At 64.1% G+C, this 23,593-nt stretch carries 20 protein-coding genes and 2 pseudogenes; 11 read left to right on the top strand and 11 right to left on the bottom strand.

The window, feature by feature from the left end:
- Window positions 1–117: 117 nt before the first annotated feature.
- Window positions 118–1,422 carry a sensor histidine kinase gene (locus NU1_RS13265; RefSeq protein WP_245720102.1) on the bottom strand — a complete coding sequence of 435 codons (1,305 nt, stop codon included), beginning with the start codon at window positions 1,420–1,422 and terminating at the stop codon, window positions 118–120.
- 71 nt (window positions 1,423–1,493) lie between these two features.
- Window positions 1,494–2,219, bottom strand: a complete 726-nt coding sequence (locus tag NU1_RS13260) for a response regulator transcription factor (protein WP_067521009.1) — start codon at window positions 2,217–2,219, stop codon at window positions 1,494–1,496.
- A 472-nt stretch (window positions 2,220–2,691) separates the two neighbouring features.
- On the opposite strand from NU1_RS13260, the gene NU1_RS13255 reads away from it, so the two are divergent.
- The gene (locus NU1_RS13255; RefSeq protein WP_067521006.1) at window positions 2,692–2,892 is read left to right on the top strand and encodes a hypothetical protein; all 201 of its coding nucleotides are present in this window, start codon (window positions 2,692–2,694) and stop codon (window positions 2,890–2,892) included.
- 16 nt (window positions 2,893–2,908) lie between these two features.
- Here NU1_RS13255 and ehuA read toward each other — a convergent pair whose 3' ends face one another.
- The 5 genes and pseudogenes from ehuA to NU1_RS42730 form a co-directional block, all read right to left on the bottom strand.
- On the bottom strand, window positions 2,909–3,673 hold the full coding sequence (gene ehuA, locus NU1_RS13250; RefSeq protein ID WP_067521375.1) for an ectoine/hydroxyectoine ABC transporter ATP-binding protein EhuA: 765 nt from the start codon (window positions 3,671–3,673) through the stop codon (window positions 2,909–2,911).
- A 67-nt stretch (window positions 3,674–3,740) separates the two neighbouring features.
- Window positions 3,741–4,418 (bottom strand): amino acid ABC transporter permease, encoded by a 678-nt coding sequence (locus NU1_RS13245; protein ID WP_067521003.1) that lies wholly within the window; start codon window positions 4,416–4,418, stop codon window positions 3,741–3,743.
- A complete protein-coding gene (locus NU1_RS13240; protein WP_067521000.1) occupies window positions 4,418–5,140 on the bottom strand; it encodes an amino acid ABC transporter permease in 723 nt (240 codons plus the stop codon). Before NU1_RS13240 ends, NU1_RS13245 begins: the two co-directional genes overlap by 1 nt.
- Window positions 5,141–5,157: 17 nt before the next feature.
- Window positions 5,158–5,976: an ectoine/hydroxyectoine ABC transporter substrate-binding protein EhuB gene (gene ehuB, locus NU1_RS13235; RefSeq protein ID WP_169815054.1), complete on the bottom strand. Its 819-nt coding sequence runs from the start codon at window positions 5,974–5,976 to the stop codon at window positions 5,158–5,160.
- A 350-nt stretch (window positions 5,977–6,326) separates the two neighbouring features.
- Window positions 6,327–6,530: pseudogene (locus NU1_RS42730) on the bottom strand (hypothetical protein); the annotation flags it as partial.
- Between NU1_RS42730 and NU1_RS44210 the strand changes: the two are divergent.
- A pseudogene (locus NU1_RS44210) lies at window positions 6,480–6,818 on the top strand (TetR/AcrR family transcriptional regulator); the annotation flags it as partial. The pseudogenes NU1_RS42730 and NU1_RS44210 overlap by 51 nt on opposite strands.
- A gap of 219 nt (window positions 6,819–7,037) precedes the next feature.
- Here the strand turns inward: NU1_RS44210 and NU1_RS43210 are convergent.
- Entirely contained in the window at window positions 7,038–7,577 is a 540-nt protein-coding gene (locus tag NU1_RS43210; RefSeq protein WP_157552180.1) for a hypothetical protein, read from the bottom strand.
- Window positions 7,578–7,926: 349 nt separating this feature from the next.
- On the opposite strand from NU1_RS43210, the gene NU1_RS13220 reads away from it, so the two are divergent.
- On the top strand, window positions 7,927–9,102 hold the full coding sequence (locus tag NU1_RS13220; RefSeq protein ID WP_067520989.1) for a baeRF3 domain-containing protein: 1,176 nt from the start codon (window positions 7,927–7,929) through the stop codon (window positions 9,100–9,102).
- Here the strand turns inward: NU1_RS13220 and NU1_RS13215 are convergent.
- The gene (locus NU1_RS13215) at window positions 9,096–10,646 is read right to left on the bottom strand and encodes a PucR family transcriptional regulator (protein ID WP_067520986.1); all 1,551 of its coding nucleotides are present in this window, start codon (window positions 10,644–10,646) and stop codon (window positions 9,096–9,098) included. The two genes, NU1_RS13220 and NU1_RS13215, sit on opposite strands and share 7 nt — an antisense overlap.
- 288 nt (window positions 10,647–10,934) lie before the next feature.
- On the opposite strand from NU1_RS13215, the gene NU1_RS13210 reads away from it, so the two are divergent.
- Entirely contained in the window at window positions 10,935–11,408 is a 474-nt protein-coding gene (locus tag NU1_RS13210; protein WP_067520984.1) for a (2Fe-2S)-binding protein, read from the top strand.
- 56 nt (window positions 11,409–11,464) lie between these two features.
- On the opposite strand, the gene pucD is transcribed toward NU1_RS13210, so the two are convergent.
- A complete protein-coding gene (gene pucD, locus NU1_RS13205) occupies window positions 11,465–13,846 on the bottom strand; it encodes a xanthine dehydrogenase subunit D (RefSeq protein ID WP_084521250.1) in 2,382 nt (793 codons plus the stop codon).
- Window positions 13,847–14,050: 204 nt separating this feature from the next.
- On the opposite strand from pucD, the gene NU1_RS13200 reads away from it, so the two are divergent.
- On the top strand, window positions 14,051–14,845 hold the full coding sequence (locus tag NU1_RS13200) for a GntR family transcriptional regulator (protein ID WP_067520981.1): 795 nt from the start codon (window positions 14,051–14,053) through the stop codon (window positions 14,843–14,845).
- 3 nt (window positions 14,846–14,848) lie between these two features.
- On the opposite strand, the gene NU1_RS13195 is transcribed toward NU1_RS13200, so the two are convergent.
- On the bottom strand, window positions 14,849–15,847 hold the full coding sequence (locus tag NU1_RS13195) for an amidohydrolase family protein (RefSeq protein WP_067520978.1): 999 nt from the start codon (window positions 15,845–15,847) through the stop codon (window positions 14,849–14,851).
- Between the two features lie 434 nt (window positions 15,848–16,281).
- Here NU1_RS13195 and NU1_RS13190 point away from each other — a divergent pair, with 434 nt between their 5' ends.
- The 6 genes from NU1_RS13190 to NU1_RS13165 are packed head-to-tail and all read left to right on the top strand — an operon-like array spanning window position 16,282 to window position 23,582.
- Window positions 16,282–17,748 carry an amidohydrolase family protein gene (locus tag NU1_RS13190; RefSeq protein WP_067520975.1) on the top strand — a complete coding sequence of 489 codons (1,467 nt, stop codon included), beginning with the start codon at window positions 16,282–16,284 and terminating at the stop codon, window positions 17,746–17,748.
- A gap of 10 nt (window positions 17,749–17,758) precedes the next feature.
- Window positions 17,759–19,183, top strand: coding sequence for a nucleobase:cation symporter-2 family protein (locus NU1_RS13185; RefSeq protein WP_067520971.1), 1,425 nt, complete (start codon window positions 17,759–17,761; stop codon window positions 19,181–19,183).
- 6 nt (window positions 19,184–19,189) lie between these two features.
- A complete protein-coding gene (locus tag NU1_RS13180) occupies window positions 19,190–20,551 on the top strand; it encodes a nucleobase:cation symporter-2 family protein (RefSeq protein ID WP_067520968.1) in 1,362 nt (453 codons plus the stop codon).
- Window positions 20,552–20,576: 25 nt separating this feature from the next.
- Window positions 20,577–21,209 carry a UbiX family flavin prenyltransferase gene (locus NU1_RS13175; RefSeq protein ID WP_067520966.1) on the top strand — a complete coding sequence of 211 codons (633 nt, stop codon included), beginning with the start codon at window positions 20,577–20,579 and terminating at the stop codon, window positions 21,207–21,209.
- Entirely contained in the window at window positions 21,206–22,609 is a 1,404-nt protein-coding gene (locus NU1_RS13170) for a UbiD family decarboxylase (protein WP_067520963.1), read from the top strand. Before NU1_RS13175 ends, NU1_RS13170 begins: the two co-directional genes overlap by 4 nt.
- On the top strand, window positions 22,602–23,582 hold the full coding sequence (locus tag NU1_RS13165) for a CobW family GTP-binding protein (RefSeq protein ID WP_067520961.1): 981 nt from the start codon (window positions 22,602–22,604) through the stop codon (window positions 23,580–23,582). Before NU1_RS13170 ends, NU1_RS13165 begins: the two co-directional genes overlap by 8 nt.
- The last annotated feature ends 11 nt before the right edge of the window (window positions 23,583–23,593 follow it).

The following is a 23,593-nucleotide window of genomic DNA, read 5'->3' as shown; positions in this document are numbered from 1 at the left end:
CCCGCAGTCCATGCAACCGTTGAGCGGACGAATCCGCGGTCCGCTCAACCCTCCCAGATTGGCGAATGAACTTTGAGCTAAACCGATTCAATAGTTTGCGGTTTTATGACGACAGGTTCACCCATCGACGCCGTCATTGATCGGCAGCCGCACAATGAACCGCGCACCACCGCCCACACGATCCTCGCAGTAGACCCGGCCACCGTGTGCCGCAACCGTTTCGGCGACCAAAGCCAGACCGATTCCGGTGCCGGTCGCCGATCCGCGGCCGACGCGGATCGTGGCGAACCGCTCGAAGATGCGGGTGCGGTCGATGACCGGCACACCCGGCCCGGCATCGTCGACCATGACGACCGCTTCGTGACCTTCACGGCGAACGGTGACCGCGACCGCCCCGCCCGCATGGCGTTCGGCATTGTCGAGCAGGTTTGCGATCGTGCGCTCGAGCTCGAGCCGCCGTCCGCGAATCATCGCATTGTCGACCACGGTGAGCAGTTCCGGCGGGTACTGCCGCGCGGCGAGCGTATGGGTCAGCAATTCGCCGACCGACAGCCGCTCGACATCGCCACGATGCACACCGGCGTCGACGCGCGCCAATTCCAGCATATCGTCGATCATCTGGCGCAGATGATTCAGTTCGTCGCTGATCAGCTTCAGCGCTCGCCGGGATCGATCCGGCAGTTCGTGCGCGCGCTTATTCATGATTCCGACGGCCGTGACCAATGTCGTCAACGGGGTACGCAGTTCGTGGCTGACATCGCCGACCAGTCGGCGCTCACGTTCGATCCGCTGTTGCAGGGAATCGACCATGGTGTTGAAGGCGTCGACGGTGGCCGCCAAATCGCGATCGAGTGTGCTCGGCAATCTCGTATCGAGCTTCCCCGAGGCGATCAGCGAAGCCGTATTGGCGAGCTGGTGCAGGGGTTTGAGCACCCGCCGACTCGCCCAGACGCCGAGCAGAGCACCGATCGAGGTCGCGACAATCGCACAGCCGACCAATAGATTTCGCAGCATCCGCAGGGTCGAGTCGAGTTCGGTGATGGGCGTGAACTCATAGAAGACGTCACCCTGGTCGTTCAGCGCGACTCGGACGCGCAGGTACGGCTTTCCCGCAATGGTCACCCGCTGCGTCGCCGCGGGCTCGGCGAAGTCCGCGGGCACCAGCGCATCGGTCGCCACGGCGGTCTCGCTATCGAGCCACTCACCTCCCCACCACAAGAGCAGAATTGTCCCATCGGGCGGTTCGATGGCCGCGAGTGTCTCCTCCCCGACCTGTTCCGATCTCGCGACATGCGTGCGCAGCACGCCGACGTGTGCATCGGCCAGGCGCTCAGCGGACCGCTCGCGCTGGTCGTCCATATAGCCACGACCGATAGTGAAGACCGATACCGCCAATACCAGCGACACCAGGCTGGCACTCACGGCGAACGCAAGCACCACCCGACTGCGCACACTCTGTGGACCCAACCGGCACTTCGGGTTTCGCCGCTCGCTCACCGCCGTCCGTCGAACCGGTAGCCGAGTCCGCGCACCGTCACCACGATCCGCGGACTGGAGGGATCCTTTTCGATCTTGGTACGCAGCCTGCGCATATGCACATCCACGATGCGCTGGTCGCCGAAGAAGCCTCGATCCCACACTCTTTCGAGCAGCATCTCGCGGCTCAGCACCCGTCCCGGGGACTCCGACAGTTCGCACAGCAGCCGGAATTCGGTCAGTGTCAGATGCACCTCCTCGTTACCGCGACGCAACATGCCGCTCTCCCGCGACAGCACCAGCGGAGGTATCGAATCGTCGTCCAGCACAATGTCCGGTCGACCCGAATCCTGCGGGATATCGTGCTCGTAGGCCAATCGCGCACGCCTGCGCAGGGCCCGCATTCGGGCGGTGATCTCCTTGACCTCGAAGGGTTTGGTGACGAAATCATCGGCACCCGCCTCCAACGCGGCGACCACATCATGGGTATCGTCGCGCGCACTCACCACGATGATCGGCACATTGTGATCGCGGCGAATCTCGCGGATACAGGTGAAACCGTCCATACCCCCGAGCATCAGATCGACAATCATGACGTCGGGAGCTCCCCCACGCCGCAAGGCCGCGAGCGCGACTTCCGCCCCGCCCGCCTCCGACACCTCGTACCCCTCATCCTCCATAGCCAGCCGCAATGCCTCGCGGATCCGGTCGTCATCCTCGACAATCATCAGGTTCGCACCCATGAACCATCCTCACTGTCACACGGACGAAACCGCTCCATCACGTGCTCGATGGGCGGACCGCAAGAGCATGGAATACCCGCTCCCGCGCCGGAGAAACGTCGAACTCCGGACTTTCCAGACATCGCCGACCTGCGAATCGTCATGCGATCGCAAAGAGTCTCGACATGTAGCCGCAAAGGTGGCCGCCCACCATCGATTACGTGATGCAGAGCCGACTGTTCCGGCATACACCCAGCCGTGCAGCCAGATGCGGCGGGCCGGTGACGCAGGAGGGCGAGGTACAACCCATCGCGACCACCCGGATTCTCATTCGGGACAGCCTCGTCTGCACACGGGATCGGTCACCGGAAGCGAACGGAGATCGGCGCGGTGCGCCGCCGCGAAGGACACCGTGCCGCACCGACGACAATGGCGTCGTCCGCCGGCCGGGTACTCCGCCAACGCATCTCTCCGACCTCCGCAGCATATTCCGGTGACCGATCCCATTTCATCCGACGATGTTCACGTGCGTCTGCGCTTCCCCGAAGGTGGGGCCGTGGTCGAGTACCGGGCCCCCGCCTCGGTCGCGCGTCGGCTCGCCGATGAGCTCGGTAGACACGGGGTCGTCGTCACCATCGATGACGATGTGCACGCCATGCTCACCGATCTGCCGACCACCGACCTGTGGCGGTGAGCGCTGCCCGACGGGCTCAGTCGCGTTCCAATACCGCGTGCAGGAATGAGCGGGTTCGATCGTGGGAGGGGTCGGTGAAGATCTGCTCCGGCGCCCCCTCCTCGATCACCCGGCCGCCATCGAGCATCAGCACACGATCGGAAACAGTGCGCGCGAAACGCATCTCGTGGGTGACGCACAGGAAGGTGATATTCGTCGACGATGCGATATCGGAGAGCAGGCTCAGCACCCCGGTCACCAGTTCCGGATCGAGCGCCGAGGTGACCTCGTCGAGCAGTAGGACCTCCGGGTCCATCGCCAGGGCTCGCGCGATCGCCACGCGCTGCTGCTGACCGCCCGACAGTTGGCCCGGTCGAGCATCGACCTTCTCCCGCAGTCCGACCATGTCGAGCAGGCTCAGCGCCTTCTCCTCGGCCTCATCCCGAGACTTGCCCAGCGAACGTATCGGTCCCTCGGTGATATTGCGCATCACGGTCATATGCGGGAAGAGGTTGAAGTGCTGGAACACCATCCCGACCCGGTGCCGCCGCTTCCGCAGATAGGCCTCATCGGCGGGCACCAACTTATCCCCGCGGCGCATATGACTCAGTGACTCTCCGGCGATCTCGATAATGCCCGAGGTCACCCGCTCCAGCGTCATAACCAGGCGCAGGATGGTGGTCTTACCCGAACCGGACGGGCCGATCAGCGTGACGAACTCTCCCGGTGATACCGCGAAATTCAACTCCGCCAGGCAGACCGTGTCGCCGTAGCGCTTCGTCACATCGGCGAATCGCACCATCGGCGAATCGGATTCGGGCGAGCCGGTCGCCACGCTGTGGGAGGACGACGCGGGTACAACCGAGCGATCAGAGTGTTCCGACACGACGTTCCAACTTTCGTACCAGTAGCGAGCACGGATAGCTCAGAGCGAAGAAGGTGAGGCCGATGGCGAACCAGGCCTCGGGGCCCGCGCCGCCGGCGGAGGCGGCGTAGACGGTCTTGACCTGATAGACCATGTCGAGGACAACGATGGCGGACAGCAGCGGCACTTCCTTGAACATGGCGATGGTGTAGTTGCCGAGAGCGGGCAGCACCCGTGGAATCGCCTGTGGCAGCACCACACCGGTCCAGATCCGGGCACGCGGCATATTCAGCGCCGTGGCCGCTTCCCACTGGCCCACCGGTACCGCCTCGATACCCGCCCGGTAGACCTCGGAGGTGTAGCAGGCGTAGTGCACGCCCAGTGCGGTCACACCGACGATCAGGCGTTGTGTATCGGTTGAGAACCCGCCCAGCAGTTCCGGACGCACCACCCAGTAGAGGACGAAGATCTGCACCAGCAGTGGTGTGCTGCGCACGAATTCGATGAATGCCCACAACAGTTGGTCCACGACCGGAATCTCGAACTGACGCACCACCGCGAATATCAGCCCGAGCGCGTAGGCGACCAGCGACCCGAGCAGCGTGAACTGCACCGTGACGAGTAACCCGTCCCAGATGTAGGGGAAGGCTTCGAAGAACCTGTCCCAGCGCCACTTCTCCATCACAACCCCATCCGTGCCAGGCTGCGCCAGCGGCTCGGCGGTGTCCGTCCCGCTCTGCGCGAGGCGATCTTCTCCAGCACCCGCATGATGACGGTGATGGCGACGGCGATGAGCAGATAGACGAAAAGTTCGATCAGATAGATCACACCGAGTTCACGCGAGAACGCGGGCACCGCGCGCAATTCGTCGGCCTTCTTGAAGATCTCGGGCACGGCGATGAAGCTCAGCAGCGCTGTTCCCTTCAGCAATTGGATGAAGAGGTTGTTGAACGACGGCAGCATCTCGACAATCGCCTGCGGCAGCACTACGCGCCGAAGGCGCTGCGACGGTGTGAAATTCAGGGCGACGGCCGCGTCGAGCTGCCCCTTCGGCACCGATCCGATCGCACCGCGCACGATCTCGGCACCGTAGGCGCCGTGATTGAGACCGAGGACCACGATGCCGATGAGTAGCAGCCCTTGCGCGGTGGCACCGAGCGATATCCCGAGGAAGATCGGTACCGCCACGGCGAAGAAGAACAGCTGCACCACCTCCGAGCTGCCCCGGAAGCCCTCCACATACGAGCGGGCGACAAACCGCACCGCGCGCCGAGACGACATCATCGCCATTCCGGCGGCGAAGGACAGCACCACGGTCAGCGCGATTCCGCCGACCGTGGCCCACAGGGTGAATGGCAGCCCGGCGAGTATTCGTTCGATATAGATGGAAATGTTGTCGGACACGGTGCTTTCCGCGGCCGTCAGGCCGTGCAGTACTGCTCGGTGGTCATGGACGCGTCCGGCTCATTGGCGGCGGTCAGGCCGAACGGCTCCACCAGCCGCAGCCACTCGCCACTCTCGTGCAGCGCGCGCAGTTCGCGATTGAAATCCTCACGGAACTCGTCGTCACCGATACGGAAGTTGAAGGTGCCCACATCGGGTCGCTCGCCGTACTGGAACGACGGCGTGACCTCGAGATTGGCGTCCGGGTTGTGTTTGGCCAGCCAGGTGGCGGTCACGTCGAGAATCGCGCCGCCGTACACATCACCGTTGCGCACCGCCCGCAGGATATCGTCCTGCTTGGCCATCGGCTCGATGAGCTGCGATGGCACGCCGGAGGATTCGGCGTAGCCGTTCTCCACCGCTCCACCCAGGGTCGCCATCCGGACGTTCTCCCGGGTGATGTCCTCGAACCGGTTGATATTGCGCGGATTGCCCTCCGGCACCATGAAGGCCGAACCCACCTGGTAGTCCGGGACAGCGAATGCCGAACTCTCACAACGCTTCGGGTTGATGAACATCCCGGCGGCCACGAACGCGTAGTTCTCGGCCCGCAGCCCATCGATCAGTCCGTCGAAATCGGTGACCACACCTTCGACCTCATCGATTCCCAGGTTCTTCAGCACCGCGCGCGCCACCGTCGGCGCATACCCGGTCAGCTCGCCCTTCTCGTCCAGAAACGCCCATGGCGCCTCATTGGCGAACCCAACCTTGATCTTGCCCGAGGATTTCGCATCCGCGTAGGTCACCGCGGCGGCATCGTCACCGCCGAGGCCACACGCGGAGACCGCGAGGGTCATGGCGGCGACTCCAGCCGCCGCGATCCATCGATTCCATCGACTCGAACTCGATTTGCCGAATCCCATTACGCACACCACTTTCCGCCGATGAACGGCCACCGCACCGGGTCTCAGGCTGACAAATGAAGTTTGAAGTTGACAGTCAGCCGCTTTGCGATTGTATTACGACATTGACAGATATCCGGAAATGGCGCCGCGTTTTCCGAGTTATACGAACCAGGCATCAGCCATGCGGCACAACTGTTTATGGGCCGACGGCGTGGGCATGACCGAAACGAGACAGTGCCCATCGCCGACTCGCTCGGGGCCGCGCACCGGTGGCAGTCGTCTCCGCGACCTCGCCTCCGGTCATCAGCCAATCGACCGCCCAACAACAGCAGCCCGGCGAACACCAGCGCGTAGGCATTGACCACCCAGCCCAGGCCCGCCGCGCCGAACCCCAGCGCCGACCGGATGGATGGCAGCGCCACATTCACCACCGAGACGTCGAGCACCACCATGAATTGCGCGGCGCACACCACGGCACCCTGTCTCACCTCGAAGAGCTCAGCCATCAACGCTGGGCGCGGCGACTCGCCGGACTCCCCCAGCCACCACCGCCACGAGCGATCATCGAAGCCTTTCTCGCCGAAGCGCTGCCGACCGACGAAGCCAGCCGCGCATTCCACCTCGTCGGCACGTCCTACGCGATACTGGCCATGACCGATCCGGAATTCGCGCACCACCCCTTCGTCGCCGGTATCGACCGGCTGGAAAATCAACTCGCCGAGGCACTCTCACGTGCGCGGGCCGACGGTGAACTTGTCGACGGAGTCGAAATTTCCCGCGGGGCGACACATCTGGTTACCCTCTGTCACGGACTGGGTACCAGCGTGCTCATCGGCCACCACACCCCCGAGACCGCCACACCGCGGTCCTGGACCTGCACCTCGACAGCATCTTCCGCGGGCCGCGACCATGACCCCACCGTTCGCATGATTATGCCGCGCAGCCCCGTTCGAGGCTGCGCGGCACGACCGCCGCACCGCAGCACCGGTGCTGAAAGCGGTGTACAGCGACGGTCAGACGACCGTCACATTGAGCACCTGGTAACTACCGGCGCGATAGCCACCCACAATGCAGCCGGTTACCGCCGCGGGACTGACTTCGGGAGGGCCGGTCAGCACCTGCAGCGTCTTGCCCGAACCCAGGCCACCCACGATCTTCAGATGATTGGTCGCCTGCTGGCCCAGAGTCCATTCCCAGGTGCCGATCACATGACTGTTCTGGCCGTTGTCCCAGATCACCAGCAGGTCGGCCCGGCCGCCACGGCTGCCGTAGCAGGTAGCCGCGGGTTCGAAGGTGGTCCCGATGACCGTTCCGACACCGATATCGGTGGGACCGCCGTGGCAGGCCACCAGATGGCCACCGATATTGCTACCCACCGGTGCCTGTGAACTGCCCGTGAGGCCTGGTCCGTTCGCCTGCCAGGTGAGCGTGCCGGCCGCGCAACCACCGGTGTCCAGTCCATCGGCCGATGCGGGTCCGGCAGCGAACGCCGCGACGGAGGCCAGCAAAGCCGCAGTTCCGGCCACACCGAGAGCACTTCGGATCTTCGACATGTCCTGCACCTCTCTCGAGATCATCATTGATCGAGCTGGAGCGGCAACATCAACATCGTCTGATTCGAGGGTAGGACGGGCGCCGATAGTTCATTGCGCAATCGGATAAATCGGCGATATCGGACCCTGCGAACCCGCGCTACGCGACATTCCCTCCTCGATGAAATTCACACTGCCGGCAATTGGTCAGCGATCTGCCGTACAACGTGATGTGGGCCGAATAGGTCCGGCTGCCCCTCATGTCGTGAGCGCCGTTCGGCAATTACCCTGGGTGATATCCGCCCGAGTTAGTGCGCTCGACGGTGTTCTACATCGGGATCGATGAAACAACTCAACGTGAGGACGGCCGATGTTCACTCAGTCCGACCTATTCACCCTGGTCAATGCCGCACCGGCACGCGGTGTATCCATCTATATGCCCACCCATACCGGCGGACCGGAGACTCGGCAGGACCCGATTCGCTTCAAGAATCTGATTACCGAGGCGCACGGGAAGCTGGTCGCCGCGAGCCTCCGCAAACACGAGGCCGATGAACTGCTGGCCCCGGCAAACGCACTCATCGACGACGACGCCTTCTGGCGGCATCAGAACCAGGGGCTGGCGCTGTTCCTCGGCGCCGATGGCAGCCAGTACCGGTACACGGTGCCGCTGGCCTTCAGCGAACAGGTACACATCGAGCCGGACTTCTATGTGAAACCGCTACTGCCGCTGCTGGCCATCGACGGGGAATTCGCCGTTCTCACCATGACGGCCGATGCCGTGCACCTCTACGACGCCGCCAAATACACCATGGTGGAGGACCGTAGTGCGGAACTGCCGGGCGGCGCGACGGACGATCTCGACGACGACAAGGAGACCCGCGTACAGGGCAGTCCCGCGGCGCGCCCGCATACGGGCGGCTACAGCAGCGCGACCACGCAGGCATACGGCGAAACCCCGCCGGATTGGCGCAAGACCGCACTCGACGAATGGGTGGGCAAGGTTGCCTCCGCGGTCGACCGGCACCTGGCCGACCGGGCGATTCCGCTGGTCCTCATTGCCGATCCGGAACTGACCGGGCAATTCAAGAAGCGGACGAACCTCGGGGAGCAACTGGCCGGAACGGTCGAAACCAACCCCGCCGCACTCGATATCGAGAAGTTGCACGCGACCGCCTACGAGGTGGTGCGGCCGAGATTCGAAGCCGGACAGCGCGCCGCCCTCGAACGCGCCGCGCAGTTGCTCGCGGACGGACCGACCAAGGTGGCGGTCACTATCGGCGAGGTCGTGCGCGCGGCCTTCCAGGGGCGCGTCGACGCCCTGCTGCTCACCGCCGGCGCGGAGGAATTGGGCCGCTTCGACGAAATGACCGATGCCGTCGAAACCCATTCGGAGCCGGGCACATCGGTGGTGGACCTGACCGAGTACGCAACTGTGCGCACCCTGGAAAACAAGGGCGACGTCTACATCCTGCAGCCGGAGGAGATCGCGGGCCTGTTCGAGAGCCAGGTCGCACCGACATCCATTGCGGTCCTGCGCTATTGACGGTCCAGTTCCGTCCGGTTACCGCCGGATTGTTCCCCCAGGGCAAGGGCTAGAAAGAAGTCGACGCGGTCCGCCAGTTGAGAGAGGTCACGGCCGGTGAGTTCTTCGATTCGCTGGATGCGGTAGCGCAGTGTGTTGACGTGAATGTGCAGCAGGTCGGCGCAGGTCGTCCAGGCGCCGGACGCGCGGAGGAATGCCTCGAGGGTGGATACGAGGTCGGTGCGGTGTTGCCGGTCGTAGGTGTGCAGTGGGGTGAGCAGGCGTAGCCGGAATATTCGGCGTACTTCATCGGGGACGCTGTACAGCAGCAGGAGGTGGGTGGCGAGTTCGTCGTGGCTGACGACGCGCACGGGTTGGGGACCGGCCACGGCGGAGCGGCACGCATAGCGGGCTTCCTCGACCGCTCCACCCAGGCCCTCGCGGTCCGCGGAGCCGCTGATCCCGAGGGAGAGTTCGCCGCCCCTCAGACCGGCCGCCAGCACGTCGACGACGCGACGGATCTCCGAGATGGCATCGCCGTCAGCGGGTATGAGCGCGATAGCTTCGCCCCCGATGACGCCGACCGCCGCGACTCCTCCGGCGAACTGGTTTCTGCTGGACAGGATTTCACGAAGCACAATCGGAAGCTCACCCGCACGCAGGCCCGCCGACACCGCGGCCGCCACAGCGATGAAATGCCGACTGGATCCGAGGCCGGTGAAGTCGAGACGCGAAATGACCTCCGCCGGTTCGGCTTCGCGGACGATCATGTCGATCAGTTCCTGCGCGATCCGGTCCGCAGCGGTTTGCTGGTTGGCTCGCGCGCGCTCCAGCGACACCACGGCCGCCAACTCGCGCAGGACCGTGCGCCGCTCCTCCGGCCAGTCGGCGCAGTCGCCCTCACAGATCAGAAACCAGTCGGCCACCCGCGAAGCGCCCTGTTCGTTCACCGCGAACACCGAGTACGGCGTCCCCGTATCAGCCAGGATCAGGGGCAGGCGGTGGCTGCCGAGGGCCGTCCCGAACTGCTCGGTCAGCGGCATCGGAAGCCCGGCCACTACCCGCCCGGTGCAGGACACCACCGAGCACCGTATGCCGAGATCGCGTTCGATGAGTCCGAGTACCGCGTCCAGCCCACTGCCCGCGACGACGTGGCGGTGCCGGTCCAGTACCGCACTGAGACCCGCGGACCGACCGGCGGAGAGACCGCGGTTGACCTGCTCGGTCACCGTCGCGAAGGGGACGGCCTCCGACACCTGGAACAGGGGCACTCCATGATCGCGGCATGCCTCGACGACATCGAGCGGTATCTCCCCGTACCGTGCCCGGCCCGCGACTATGCCGGCCACGCCGGACCCGGCCAGCACCCGCACGAAAGATGCGCTGTCGGAGGCGTTTCGCCGCCAGTGCAGTCCGGTGATCACCAGTTCGTCACCGGACAGGTAGCGGCCGGGGTCCAGGAGATCGGTGGTCACCACCCAGCGCACGCGGCGGTCGAGTTCTTCTTCGCCGGTGAGGAGTTCGAGACCCAGATCTGCCATGGCGAGCACGGAGCGCAATCGCACAGTTGCCAACGCTAACAGCCACCGCATTTGGACATACCCACAAATGTAGCGATGCGAGCCGGGGCATACTTTGGGTTTCTCGTTTCTAGCTGCGAATTCCCCGGGACGGTGTACTTACCTTCGGTGCGGAAATCATTGGGCAAGAACTGAGTCCGAGTTTCCACTCGTCTGCCCGACGGATTGTCCGTCGAACCGCGCCGAGCGAAGTCGCCGTTGCCGACCGCGGGCGCTTCCATCTATCGCCCTTTCGCTCAGTTCTTACCCTCTCCGAACAAGGAATACGGCCTCATGCGCGTACACGTGAACGTCAATGGCTCACCGGAAACCGTCGACGAAGTATGGGAGGGCGAGAGTCTGTTGTACATGCTGCGGGAGCGGATGGGCCTGCCCGGCTCCAAGAACGCCTGCGAGCAGGGCGAATGCGGCTCCTGCACCGTGTATTTGGACGGCACCGCCGTCTGTTCCTGCATGGTGGCGGCAGGCCAGGCCGAAGGGCGCTCGGTGCGAACCGTGGAGGGCCTCGCGACCGGAGGCGAACTGGACCCGATGCAGCGGGCGTTCATCGACGCCGGTGCGGTCCAATGTGGTTTCTGCACACCGGGTCTCATTATCCAGGCACACGATCTGATCGAACGCGACCCAGACCCATCCGAGGTGGAGATTCGCGAGGCGCTGGCCGGAAATCTGTGCCGCTGTACCGGTTACGCCAAGATCCTCGACGCTGTGCGGTTGGCCGCGCAACGCAAGGCGGCAGCTGAATGACCCGAAGGTCGCGGATCTGTCATCAGGACAGGTCCGCGACCCCTGGTTCGGCAGCTTTACAACACCTTGTGCAACGCAATCTCATTGGGGTGTACCGGTACCCGCGGCAGATCCAGTCCGGTGGCGTCGCGGAGGGCGTTCATGATCGCCGGGGTGGACGACAGCGTAGGTGGCTCGCCCACCCCGTTGAGCCCGTACGGCGAGTCCGGGTGCGGAAATTCGAACAGCTCGATCGGCATGGGCGGCACATCGAGGATGGTCGGAATCAGATAGTCGGTGAATGACGGGTTTCGTACTCGCCCGAGGTCGTCCACGAGGATCTCTTCCATCAGCGCCAAACCGAGACCCTGTGCGCTACCGCCTTCGATCTGACCTTCCACGGCCATCGGGTTCATGGCCCTACCGACGTCCTGGGCGACGGCAAGCTCGACCACCCGCACCAGCCCGAGTTCCACATCGACGTCGACCACGGCGCGGTGAGCACAGAACGAGAAGGCGATATGCGCGTTGCCCTGGCCGCGTTCGGGGTCGATGGCCTCGGTCTTCCGGTGGCGATACACGAAAACCCGCTCCAGGGTTTCCGTGCCGACCAGCTCGGCGATCGCTGCCACCGGGGCGCCGCTCGCGGCATCGATGACGGCGTCATCGCGCAGCGCTAGTCCGGTGGCGTTGCGGCCCAGGGAATCCGCTGTGCGCCTGAGGATTTCCTGCGCGAGCTGACGGCAGGCGCCCTGCACCGCACCACTGGACATCCAGGTCATTCGGGAGGCCGACGCGGAACCGGCATCGCCGATCCGGGTGTCGGCGGGCAACACCACGACCTGGGTGACGCCCAATTCTGTGGTGGCGATCTGCGACTGAACCGTCGTAATCCCCTGTCCGCATTCCGAAGCGGCGGTGTGGATGGACACGACCGGCTCGTCGGCGGCCACCGACAGCGTCACTCGTGCGGTAGAGATGTCATCGACCCCGCCCGAGTACCCGGTCGCCTTGACACCCACCGCATAGCCGACCCCACGGCGAATGCCTTCGCCGTGCGTCGTATTGCCCACGCCACCGGGTAACAACCGCAGATCTCGACTCCCCTCCTCCGGCTTCGGCATCGGCCGGTTCCGCAGCGCGTTCAACAGCTCACGGACCGGGGCGGGTCCGTCGACCTCCTGGCCCGTCGGAAGAATAGTTCCGGTGGTCATCGCATTCCTCAGCCGCAGCTCGAGCGGATCCATATCCAGCTCACGCGCGAGCTTGTCCATATTGGATTCGCAGCCGTAGGCCGACTGCACGGCACCGAATCCGCGCATCGCGCCGCACGGCGGGTTATTGCTGTAGACGGCGAATCCATCGATCTGCGCATGCGGGACTTCGTAGGCGCCCGCCACGAAATACGCGGCATTGGCAATGACGACCGGCGAGGTGGAGGCGTAGGCGCCACCGTCGAGCATGAGGCGCGCCTTGACATAGACGAGCTTCCCGTCGCGCGTCGCGCCGTGCTCGTAGCGCATCTTGGCGGGGTGCCGATGCACATGCCCGAAGAAGGATTCGTAGCGGTTGTACACCATTTTCACGGGCTTACCGAGTCGCAGCGCGAGCATGCAGGCGTGGACGTGCACCGAGAGATCTTCCTTGCCGCCGAAGGCGCCACCGATCCCGGCCATTGTCAGGCGGACCTTGTCCGGAGGTAATGCCAGGCAGGGTGCCAGCTGTTCGAGATCCTTGTGCAGCCACTGTGTCGAGACGTAGAGCTCCACGCCACCGTCCGGGGACGGCAGGGCCAGACCGGATTCGGGTCCGAGGAAGGCCTGGTCCTGCATGCCCACCTCGTACTCACCGGTGACGACGACCTCCGCGTCGATGCGAGCCCGCTCCATATCACCATGGCGAATCTTGACGTGCCGCACCAGATTCGAGTCATCGTGCACGGCGCGCGTCCCGGGTGCGAGCGCGAGTTCGGCATCGGTGACCGGCTCCATCACCTCGTAGTCGACCGCCACCAGCTCGGCCGCTCGGCGGGCGGTCTCCGGGTTATCGGCCGCCACCAGCGCAACCGGTTCGCCCTGATACCGGACCTGGTCGATGGCCAGTACCAGCTGGTCGGCGACCTTCATGCCGTAGGTCTTCGCCCCGGGAACGTCCTCGTGGGTGAGGACCGCGTGGACCCCATCGAGCGCTGCCGCCTTACTCACGTCGATGGATCGGATACGCGCGGCGGCATGCGGGCTCCGTACCGTGGTCGCCCACACCATGCCCTCCATCCAGAGGTCCGAGGAGTAGGCGAACTCGCCGGTGACCTTCAGCGCGCCGTCGGGCCGTCGTGCCCGGGCCCCGACGCCCTGTCCTTCTCGGGTGCGCGCATCGCGCACCAGGGTCGGCGTGGTGACCTCCGCGCGAGCCTGCGCCCGGACGTTCGAGTTGTGAAATGCGTTGGGCGATCTACCCATTGGGGTGACTCCTTGAATGCGGGGCGCAGCAGACGCCGAGAGCTGACTCCGAGAGCCAGTCCCTTCCCGCTCAGTGGCCGCCACCCCCGCGACCGTCGGCGCATCCCGACCGGAACTCGAAACCCAGTGAACACGGGCCGATAATGCCCTGTCAACATTACATGTAATATGGCGAGGGTCGCCGCATCAGGAGGAACTCACCCCATGACCGAGTCGCCAGCCCCGGAGCCCACCTCCGCCGCCGCGCTACTCACCGACCGCACCTACGAGACCCTCAAGTTGGCGATCTTCCGCAACCAACTCGCACCCGGTACGGCGCTCAGCGTCCCCGAACTGGCACGCCAACTCAATGTGAGCCGCACGCCCGTACGCGAGGCGGTGCAGCGCTTGATCTACGAGGGACTGGCCAAGCACGTATCCCATCGCGGCGCCCAGGTGAGCAGGGTCGATATCGCCGATCTCGGCGAGCTCTATGTGGTGCGCGAACTCCTGGAGGGGCTCGCCGCCCGATTGGCTACCGAGCGCCTCGACGCGGCGGGGCTGTCGACACTCCGGGATATCATCGCCGACCACGAATGCGTACTGAGCGATGGCGCGGATCAGGCCGCGCATATCGAACTGGATATCCGATTCCATCGAACGATTCGTGAGATCGCCGGAAACCCGCATCTCACAGCCGCTTTGGAACCTATCGCCGGTCGCTCGCACCTCGCATTGCACTCGCTGTGGCGCGGTGCGCAGGCACCGCGCTTCGCGCTGGATGAACACACCAGCATCGTCGACGCGATGGCAACCGGCGATCCGGAACTGGCCGAACAGGCCGCGCGGCAGCATATTTCCAGGCTGCGAGTGCGGCTCTCCCAGGCCACCGCCCGAGACGACCCCGCGGGCGACGAACCGAGCCGACGAAAGTTCTCCCTCCTCGTCGGCGATGATGTGCTCGCCGATCCCAAAGGGCGCGAGCCACAACGTGCCCGCGCCCTCGGAACCGCTCGCTAGCGGTTACTTACCAGCGGCGTCCAGCGCCGCCTCCTCCGCCCAGGCCGACGGCGTGTAGTCGCTGTAGTGGTCGGCGTGGGAGTTCGTGGCCGAGGCCTGCGGCACCTCGCCACGCAGGTACGCCTCCGCTTCGGCCTTGTCCTTCGGCGGCGGAGTCGGGTGCAGGCCGAGCAATTTCGCCATATTGTTGCCGAGATAGCCTTCGAGGTCGTCTTCGGACAGATTCAGCCCCTGCGGCGGCTCGTGGCACAGGACCTCGAGTTCGCGCGCCCACATTCCGGGTTCGTTCGGCGGCGAATCGGTGCCGAACACCATTTTGCTCTTCTTCATCTCCTTCGCGAATTCCACGATTCGCGATTGCAACAGCCATCCGGACTCGCCGATGACGTTGACGGAATCCTGAATCATCCAGAAAGCCTCGAAGCAATAGACGCCACCGGTTTGAATACCGAAGTGCCCCAGAATGAAGTTGACACCCGGGAACTCTCGGATGATCGGATAGAACTGCGTGGGAATGGAGTACGGGCCGTCACCGGTGTGGATCAGCACCGTCACACCGAGCTCGTCACAGACGCGCAGAGCGGGACGCAGCCAGTCCAGCGCCCGGTCCGGGCGGTAGGAGTGCATGTTCGCATGCAGCTTCATCATTTTGTAGCCGTGTTCCCGGACATGGAACGCCAGTTCGGCGGCCCCGTTCTCAGGGCCGAACCGGGGGTTGTAGATGAAGTTGCCTACGAAGCGGTCCGGGTAGTTCTGTACCAGCGAGGTGACATACGCCTGGTAATCGCGAATACCCTCACGGCCGCTGCGATTACCTTCACGCCAGGCCGTATTGCCGGGCGGCGGCATAATGCAGCTGACGTCGACACGGCGCGGCTTGCCATTGAGCCAGAAAGGGCCATCCATCATTTTCAGGGTGCGTTCGCCCGTGAATGGTTCACCGGTATGGCGCCAAGCTTCGTCAACGAGGTTGGTTGGATGAACATGCGTATCGATGATCATCGTGATTCTCCTTGATCAGGTCGAGAGGACTTCCCCGGCCGCGAATCACCGCACCTACGGGCCACCGAATTCGCTCGGCGGCGGGCCGGCCCGACTGCTGGCTCGATGGCACCGAGTTCAACACAACCGAACCGACGTGTCAACAGATTGCATGTAATTATCCCTCAGCTACGTTCCACATATACGCAGGTCACAGCTTCAAGCGCGTACCAAACCAGTCTTGATCAACAAAACTCGGGCATTGACAAAGGCATTCTGCTCCGGTTTACATGTATGGGCTGCTCAGTTCCGCTGGAACAGGCCGCGACGCCGGTGACCTCCCGACCTGGGTTAAACCGTTCGGCGGACTCCAGGACCCTGTCCTGGCTGGGAGTTCGATCTCCCCTCGCCTACGGATTGAGGCGGCTCGGCCGCCTGGGAAGGCTCGGGCGGCCATGACGCCAACAGCCACTAATCACTGCGATCTTCTACTCACCGGCGGGACCGTCGTCACCGTCGACGATGCCGGAACCGTGTACACCCCTGGAATTGTGGCCGTCACCGGATCACGAATCATCGCGGTCGGCCCCGAAACCGAAGTCCCCGAATGGCATGCGGATACCGTGATCGACTGCCGCGGCCGGGTGGTACTTCCGGGTCTGATCGACGGCCACAACCACCTCTACCAGGCGCTGGCACGCGGGCTCGGCGAGGGAATGTCGATCGTCCCCTGGCTCTGTGAGTTCATGTGGCCGTACTCGATTGCCATGACCCGAGAAGACGCCATCGCCGCCGCCCGGCTCGGGGCGGCCGAGGCGCTCCGTGCGGGTACCACGACGGTTATCGACAATCATTACGCCCCAAACGATTTGACGACAACGCTCGCTATCGCGGACGTCATCGAGGAGTCCGGGCTCCGGGGTGTGGTCGCGCGAGGCGTGATCGGCGAACGCACCGCGATCGCGGCGCGACGGGGCCAGCCCGCCGGGTTGTTCCGGTACAGCGCCGCCGACGAACTGTCGATCATGCGAGAAGCGATCCAGCACCGTCCGCGCGGATCGAAGGTCGAGGTGTGGCCCGCTCCGCTCAATCTCACCTATGTCGACCAGGACCTGGTACGCGGATGTGTCGAGCTCGCAAGGGAATTCGACACTCGCTGGCACACGCACTGCTGTGAGAGCAGCAACGATCCACTCAGCTATCTCGACGCCTACGGTGTCCGGCCAGTGCAATGGCTGGCCAAGGCCGGGCTGCTGGATGAACGAGCGACACTGGCCCATGCCATCTGGCTCGATGACTTCGAGGTGGAGCAGCTCGCCGTGGCGGGCGCGAGCATCGCACACAATCCCGCATCGAACGCCTACCTCGCCTCCGGCACCGTCCGGCTGCGCGACCTGCGCGACCAAGGCGTCACCGTGGCTGTCGGCAGTGACGGACCGAGCTGCGGCCACCGCCAGGACCTCTTCGAAGCAATGAAGCTCTCGGTCTTCGCGCAACGCCTATCCACCCTGGACCCGACGGTCTGGAGCGCCGAGGAAGCCCTCCAGCTGGCCACTCGCCAGGGTGCCGAATACGCCGGAGTCGACGCGGGCATTCTCGAGCCCGGGCGTCTCGCCGACATTATTGTCGTCGACTTCGACCAACCACACCTTCGACCACTGCACCGCGCCGTCAGTTCACTGGTCTATTCGGCGCGCGGCTCGGACGTCGAAACCACGATCGTCGGCGGACAAATCGTCTACCAACACGGGCGATGCCTCCTCATCGACGAGGACGCCGCCATCGAACAGGCCCAATCCCGGGCCGAACGATTCATCTCCCGCGCCGGAATGGCGGCATTGTGCACGCCCCGGCCGCAGGGGATCGCTCCCACAGAGCCGCGGTCGATATCGATCGACCCAGCACATCGCACCGCCGGCTGAGGAAGTAGCAATGAGTATCTTCACCCGAACACGTAGCCGGTCGACGAAACCCCGACATCCCGTCGATACGGTCCCACCGCTACGTCACCTGATCCCGCTCGGCCTACAGCATGTGATCGTCGCCTACTCCGGCATGGTCACGCTACCGCTGGTCATCGGATTGGGTGTCGGCCTATCCCCGGCGCAGATCACCACACTGGTCACCGCGAACGTATTCGTCAGTGGCATAGCGACATTGCTACAAACCCTCGGCCTGTTCAATATCGGTGTACGGCTGCCCATTGTCATGGGTTCCACCTTCACCGGCATCACCCCGGCCATTATCGTGGGCTCGGAATCCGGCCTACCGGCGGTCTTCGGCGCGACCATCGTGGTCGGCATCATCACGTGGATCATCGCACCCTGGTTCGCCCAATTGACGCGATATTTCCCGCCGATCGTGACCGGTACGACCATCGCCATTATCGGCTTCTCCCTGCTGCCGAAGACGGCCAACCTGATCGCCGGATCGGAGTCGGCGCCCAACCACGGCGCACCTGTCCGATTGGCGCTCGCGGCCGGAACCATTGTGCTCGTGGTGGTTCTCGAGCGGCTCGCACGTCCCGCCATCGGTCGATTCGCCATTCTCATCGCGCTGATCGTCGGGACACTGGTGGCCTGGCCGCTCGGGCTGACCAACTTCTCCGCGACCAAGTCGGCACCGATATTCGGTGTGGTGGAACCCTTTTCATTCGGCGCACCGATATTCGTTCTCTCCGCGATCTTGCCAATGCTCATCGTGCAGGTGGTCAATATGGTGGAGTCGACCGGTGACACCATCGCCGTCGGCCAGGTCGTGGGCCGCAAGGTCGGTCCACCCGAAATAGCCCGGGCACTGCGCGCCGACGGTGTGGGCACCGCGATCGCCGGAGTCTTCAGCTCCTTCACCTTCGTCACCTTCGGCGGCAATGTCGGCCTGGTCAGCATTACGCGGGTCATGAGCCGATACGTGGTGGCCACCGCGGGAGCGATTCTCGTAATCATCGGCCTGATGCCGAAACTCGGGGCCGTTGTCGCATCCCTGCCCGGACCGGTACTCGGCGGTATCGGGGTAGTCATGTTCGGCACATTGGGTGCGATCGGCATCAAATTCATGCTGGAGGCCGATTTCTCCAACCCCCGCAACCACCTCATTGTGGCGATCTCATTCGGATTCGGACTCATTCCGGTGGGAGCGCCCGACTTCTACGACCAATTGCCAGGACCGATGCAGACCGTGCTGTCCAGTGGTATCGCGGCGGGCGGTATCGCGGCCTTCCTGCTCAACCTCCTGCTCAACGGTGTGCCGCGCGAGCAGCCCAAAACCGTCGCACCGGTTGGCGCCGACAGCCCGACCGATCCGACAACGGGGACCGACGGCACCGGCGATTCGCCCGAACCGCGTCCCGCGAGTTGAGGAATCATGTCGGACAAGCAATCCCGGGACCTCGGGTCGGATACCACCGGTACCGCCGCCGTCGATGAACGTCCGCCGTTCACGCACCTGCTGCTGCTCGGTATGCAGCACGCGCTGGTGATGTACGCGGGGGTCGTGGTGGTCCCGATTATCGTCGGCACGGCAATCGGGCTGTCCGACTCGCAGATCGCCGATCTGGTCAGTATCGATCTCATTCTCGCCGGAATCGGCACCCTGCTGCAGGCATTGGGGTTGTGGAAGTTCGGGATTCGCATGCCGCTGGTGGTCGGTGCCGCCTCCAGCGGAATCGTGCCGATGGTGCTGGTCGGCCAGAGCCAGGGGCTCGCAACGGTGTACGGTTCGCTACTCGTCGCGGGTGTGATCTGGATACTGGCCGCACCGTACTTCAGCATGCTGCTGAGGCTGTTTCCCTCGGTGGTGACCGGCACTGTTATCGCGCTGATCGGGCTCACCCTCATCCCGGTGGGTCTGCGACTCGTCGCCGGGTCCGATCCGAACGATCCCGACTACGGTCAGCTCGGCCATATCGCGCTGGCCGCGTTCACCATGGCGTTGATGGTGGTGTTCCGGCGGGTGTTCAAGGGTCCGCTCGGTCAGCTATCCATCCTGTTGGCGCTGGTGATCGGCTCGATCACCGGATGGTCAGTGGGGATCGGGAGCCTCGCAGGCGTCGGCGAGGGACCCATTGTGGGCATTATGGGGCCGATGCATTTCGGCCCCCTGCAATTCCATCTACCGTCGATCCTGCTGTTCCTCATTATTGTTTTCGTACTCATGGTCGAGGGTGCGGGACAGGGCCTGGCCGTCGGCCAGGTGGTCGGTAAACCGGTGGGCCCCGACGAAATTGCCCGACTGCTCCGCGTCGACGGTCTCATGACCGCGATCAGCGGTGTGTTCAACGGTTTCGTCTACACCACCTTCGGCCAGAACATCGGGCTGATCGCTTTGACGAAGGTCCGCAGTCGCTATCCGGTCGCGATTGTCGGCGTAATCCTGTTGGTACTGGGCATTATCCAACCGGTCGGGCGGGTGGCCGCCGCCCTGCCCGCACCGGTGATCGGGGCGGCCGCGATCGTCACCTTCGGGGCTTTGACCGTTTCCGGCATTCAAATCCTGTCCCAGGTCGACTTCAACCGTTCCAGCAATCTCATGATCGTCATGCTGTCGCTGAGTGTCGGGCTGGTCCCGGCTTACGCGCCGAGCTTCTACCGCCAGCTGCCCACCTACGCCGAGATGTTCTTCAAAAGCGGTGTCGCTACCGGCACGGTGCTCGCGATCGCACTCAATGTCGTCTTCCACAGCAGGTTCCGCCGCGCCCGCGCCGGCGAACCGACGCCGACCGTCTAGGACTCCGCTCCCGAGAAAGACCACCATGCCTATCGAATACCTCAGCGGCGCAACCGAAAAGCCACGTTTGATCATCGGTATCACCGGTGCCAGCGCCCCACATCTCGCCATCCACCTCCTCACCGCTCTACGCCAGCTCAACACGGTGGCAACACATCTGGTGATTTCCAAGGCCGCGCATCGCACGATCGAATTGGAAACCGGGCTGCGCCCCGACGATTTCGCCGGTCTCGCGGACGTCTATCACCAGCGTGGCGATATCGCGGCGACCATCGCATCCGGATCGTTCCTCACCCTGGGCATGGTCGTGGTGCCCTGTTCGATGAAGACCCTGGCCGGTATCGCGCACGGCTATTCCGATGATCTACTCACCCGTGCGGCCGATGTCTGCCTCAAGGAACGTCGCCGCCTGGTGCTGGTCACCAGGGAAACACCGTTGAGCCTCGTACATCTGAAGAATATGACAGCGGTGACCGAGGCCGGTGCGATCGTCCTGCCGCCCGTGCCCGCGTTCTATCACGGACCGACGACCATCGAGGATCTGCTCGCGCACCTGAGCGGCAAAATACTCGATCAGTTCGGGATACAGCACGACCTGTTTCCACGCTGGCTGGGAGCAACGGCCGCACAAGATTTCGTCGGGGGTTCGGTCCGATGACGTACTCCGACCTGTCGCGTCGGCAGGACCCGCACGCCTTCCTCGAGCACTATCTCGCGACGCATCCGGAGGATGTGCTGACAGTCGACGATGTCATCACGGCGAATCAGGGCGTGACCGGGCTGATCTACGAGCTCGCCGCCCGGGGTCGTGACGAAATGCTGTTGTGCCGCAAGGTCGATGGCATCAGCACGCCGGTTGTCAGCAATATGTTCGCCTCCCGCCGCCGGATCGCGCGAATGCTGGATACCCAGCCGGAGCATCTACATGAGGCATTCGCCGCCCGAGCGGCACAGCCGCTTCCCCTGCGGCACGTGGAGTCCGGGCCGATTCTCGAATCGGTAGCGACCGACGGCGAGGTCGACCTGTCGACCGTGCCGATGCTGCGGCACTTCGCGTCGGACCGAGCGCCCTACATCACCAGCGGCGTCATGGTCGCCGAAGATCCGGTAACCGGTGTCGGCAATCTCAGTTACCACCGCTCGATGATCCACTCCCCCAACGAGTTAGCGACAAGTCTGCATTCCCGTGGCGATCTGTGGCGCATTCTGCGGCAGTACGCCGAGCTCGGGCGGCCGATGCCCGTCGCCATGGTGATCGGCGGCCATCCACTGTTCATGCTCGCCGCATCGGCCCGAGTGGGCTATGAGGTCGATGAACGCGCGATTGCGGGTGGGCTGTTCGGTGAACCACTAGAGGTGGTGACCACACCGAAATACGGGCTCGCCGTTCCGGCTTGGTCGGATTTCGTCCTGGAGGGCACGATCGACGCCGCGGCATACGCGGAGGAAGGGCCGTTCGGGGAGTTCTCCGGCTATTCCTCGAACCGGTCCACCAATAATCTGATGACGGTCACCGCGATAATGCGGCGGCAACGGCCGATCCTCTTCGACGTCGAAGGCGGCAATACGGCCGAGCACCTCAACCTCGCGCGCATTCCACGGGAATCGGAAATGGCGGAGAAGCTCAAGACGCGTTTCCCGGATGTGACCGCCGTCCACTATCCGACGTCGGGCACCCACTTCCACTGCTATGTGGCACTGCGGCAACGACGGCCGGGTCAGGCCCGTCAGGTCATGTTGGGGTTGCTCGGCTGGGATCCCTACGTCAAGACGGTCATCGCGGTCGACAGCGATATCGATATCAGCGACGACTCGGCGGTGCTGTGGGCGCTGGCCACCCATTTCCAACCGCATCGCGACATTCTGACCATCGGTGGGCTGCCCGGATCACCCCTGGATCCGTCCTCGACCGATGACGGGACGACCTCCCGCATGGGGCTCGACGCGACCCGCGGACCGGGCTTCGAGGGGAAACGAATCGAGGTCTCCGAGGATGCCCTGACCCGTGCCCGGACGATCCTCACCCCCACCACGTCAACAGGAGGAACACATGAATGACAAGATCCCGGTGACCGTACTGACCGGATTTCTCGGCTCGGGCAAGACCACGCTGGTCAATCACATATTGACCGCGAATCATGGGTTCCGCATTGCCGTTATCGAGAACGAGTTCGGCGAGATTCCCATCGACAATGATCTCGTCCTGAACGCGGACGAGAAGATTATCGAAATGAGCAATGGCTGTTGCCTGTGCTGTGCCGCGCGTACCGATCTGATCGAAATCCTGCATTCCCTGCTGGAGCGTAGCGACCGCTTCGACCGCATCCTCATCGAAACCAGCGGGCTCGCCGACCCCAACCCGGTCGCCCAGACCTTCTTCGTGGACGAGGAGGTTGAAAAGCACTTCGCCCTCGACGCCATTGTCACCCTGGTCGACGCGAAACATGTTCGCGCCCATCTCGATGAGGACGGTCACGACGGCGTCGGATCCCATGTGGTCGACCAGATCGCCTTCGCCGACCGCATCGTGATCAACAAGGTCGATCTGGTCGACGCGAATACCGTGCGGGAGGTGGAGAAGACGGTGCGTGGCATCAACGCGACGGCCGACATCATCACCTCCCGATACGCCGCCGTGAATATCGCCGACGTGCTGGGAATCGGCGCATTCGATATGGCGCGCACCATGTCCGGTGATCCGCACTGGCTCGACGAGAGCGACCATCAGCACGATCCGAATCTCACGTCGGTGGGGATCGAGATCCCGGGCCGCTTCGATCACCGCGCGCTCGAGACCTGGCTGACCACCCACCTCGACGAACGCGGCGCGGACGTCTACCGGATGAAGGGGTTGTTCGCGGTCGACGACGACCCCCGCCGCTTCGTCCTCCAGGGCATTCACAGTCTGTTCGATATTCGGCCCTCGACCCCGTGGCAGGACGAGGAGCGCACCGGCAAGGTCGTCTTCATCGGCCGCGACCTCGACCGGGCCGCACTCACCCGCGGCCTGCGATCCTGCCTCGTTCGATAACGCGAATCCTC

The organism is Nocardia uniformis NBRC 13702, assembly GCF_001613345.1.
In the GTDB taxonomy this organism is placed as follows: domain Bacteria; phylum Actinomycetota; class Actinomycetes; order Mycobacteriales; family Mycobacteriaceae; genus Nocardia; species Nocardia uniformis.
The sequence above is the reverse complement of the archived record's forward strand: the minus strand, read 5'-3'. Positions and strand labels throughout refer to the sequence as shown.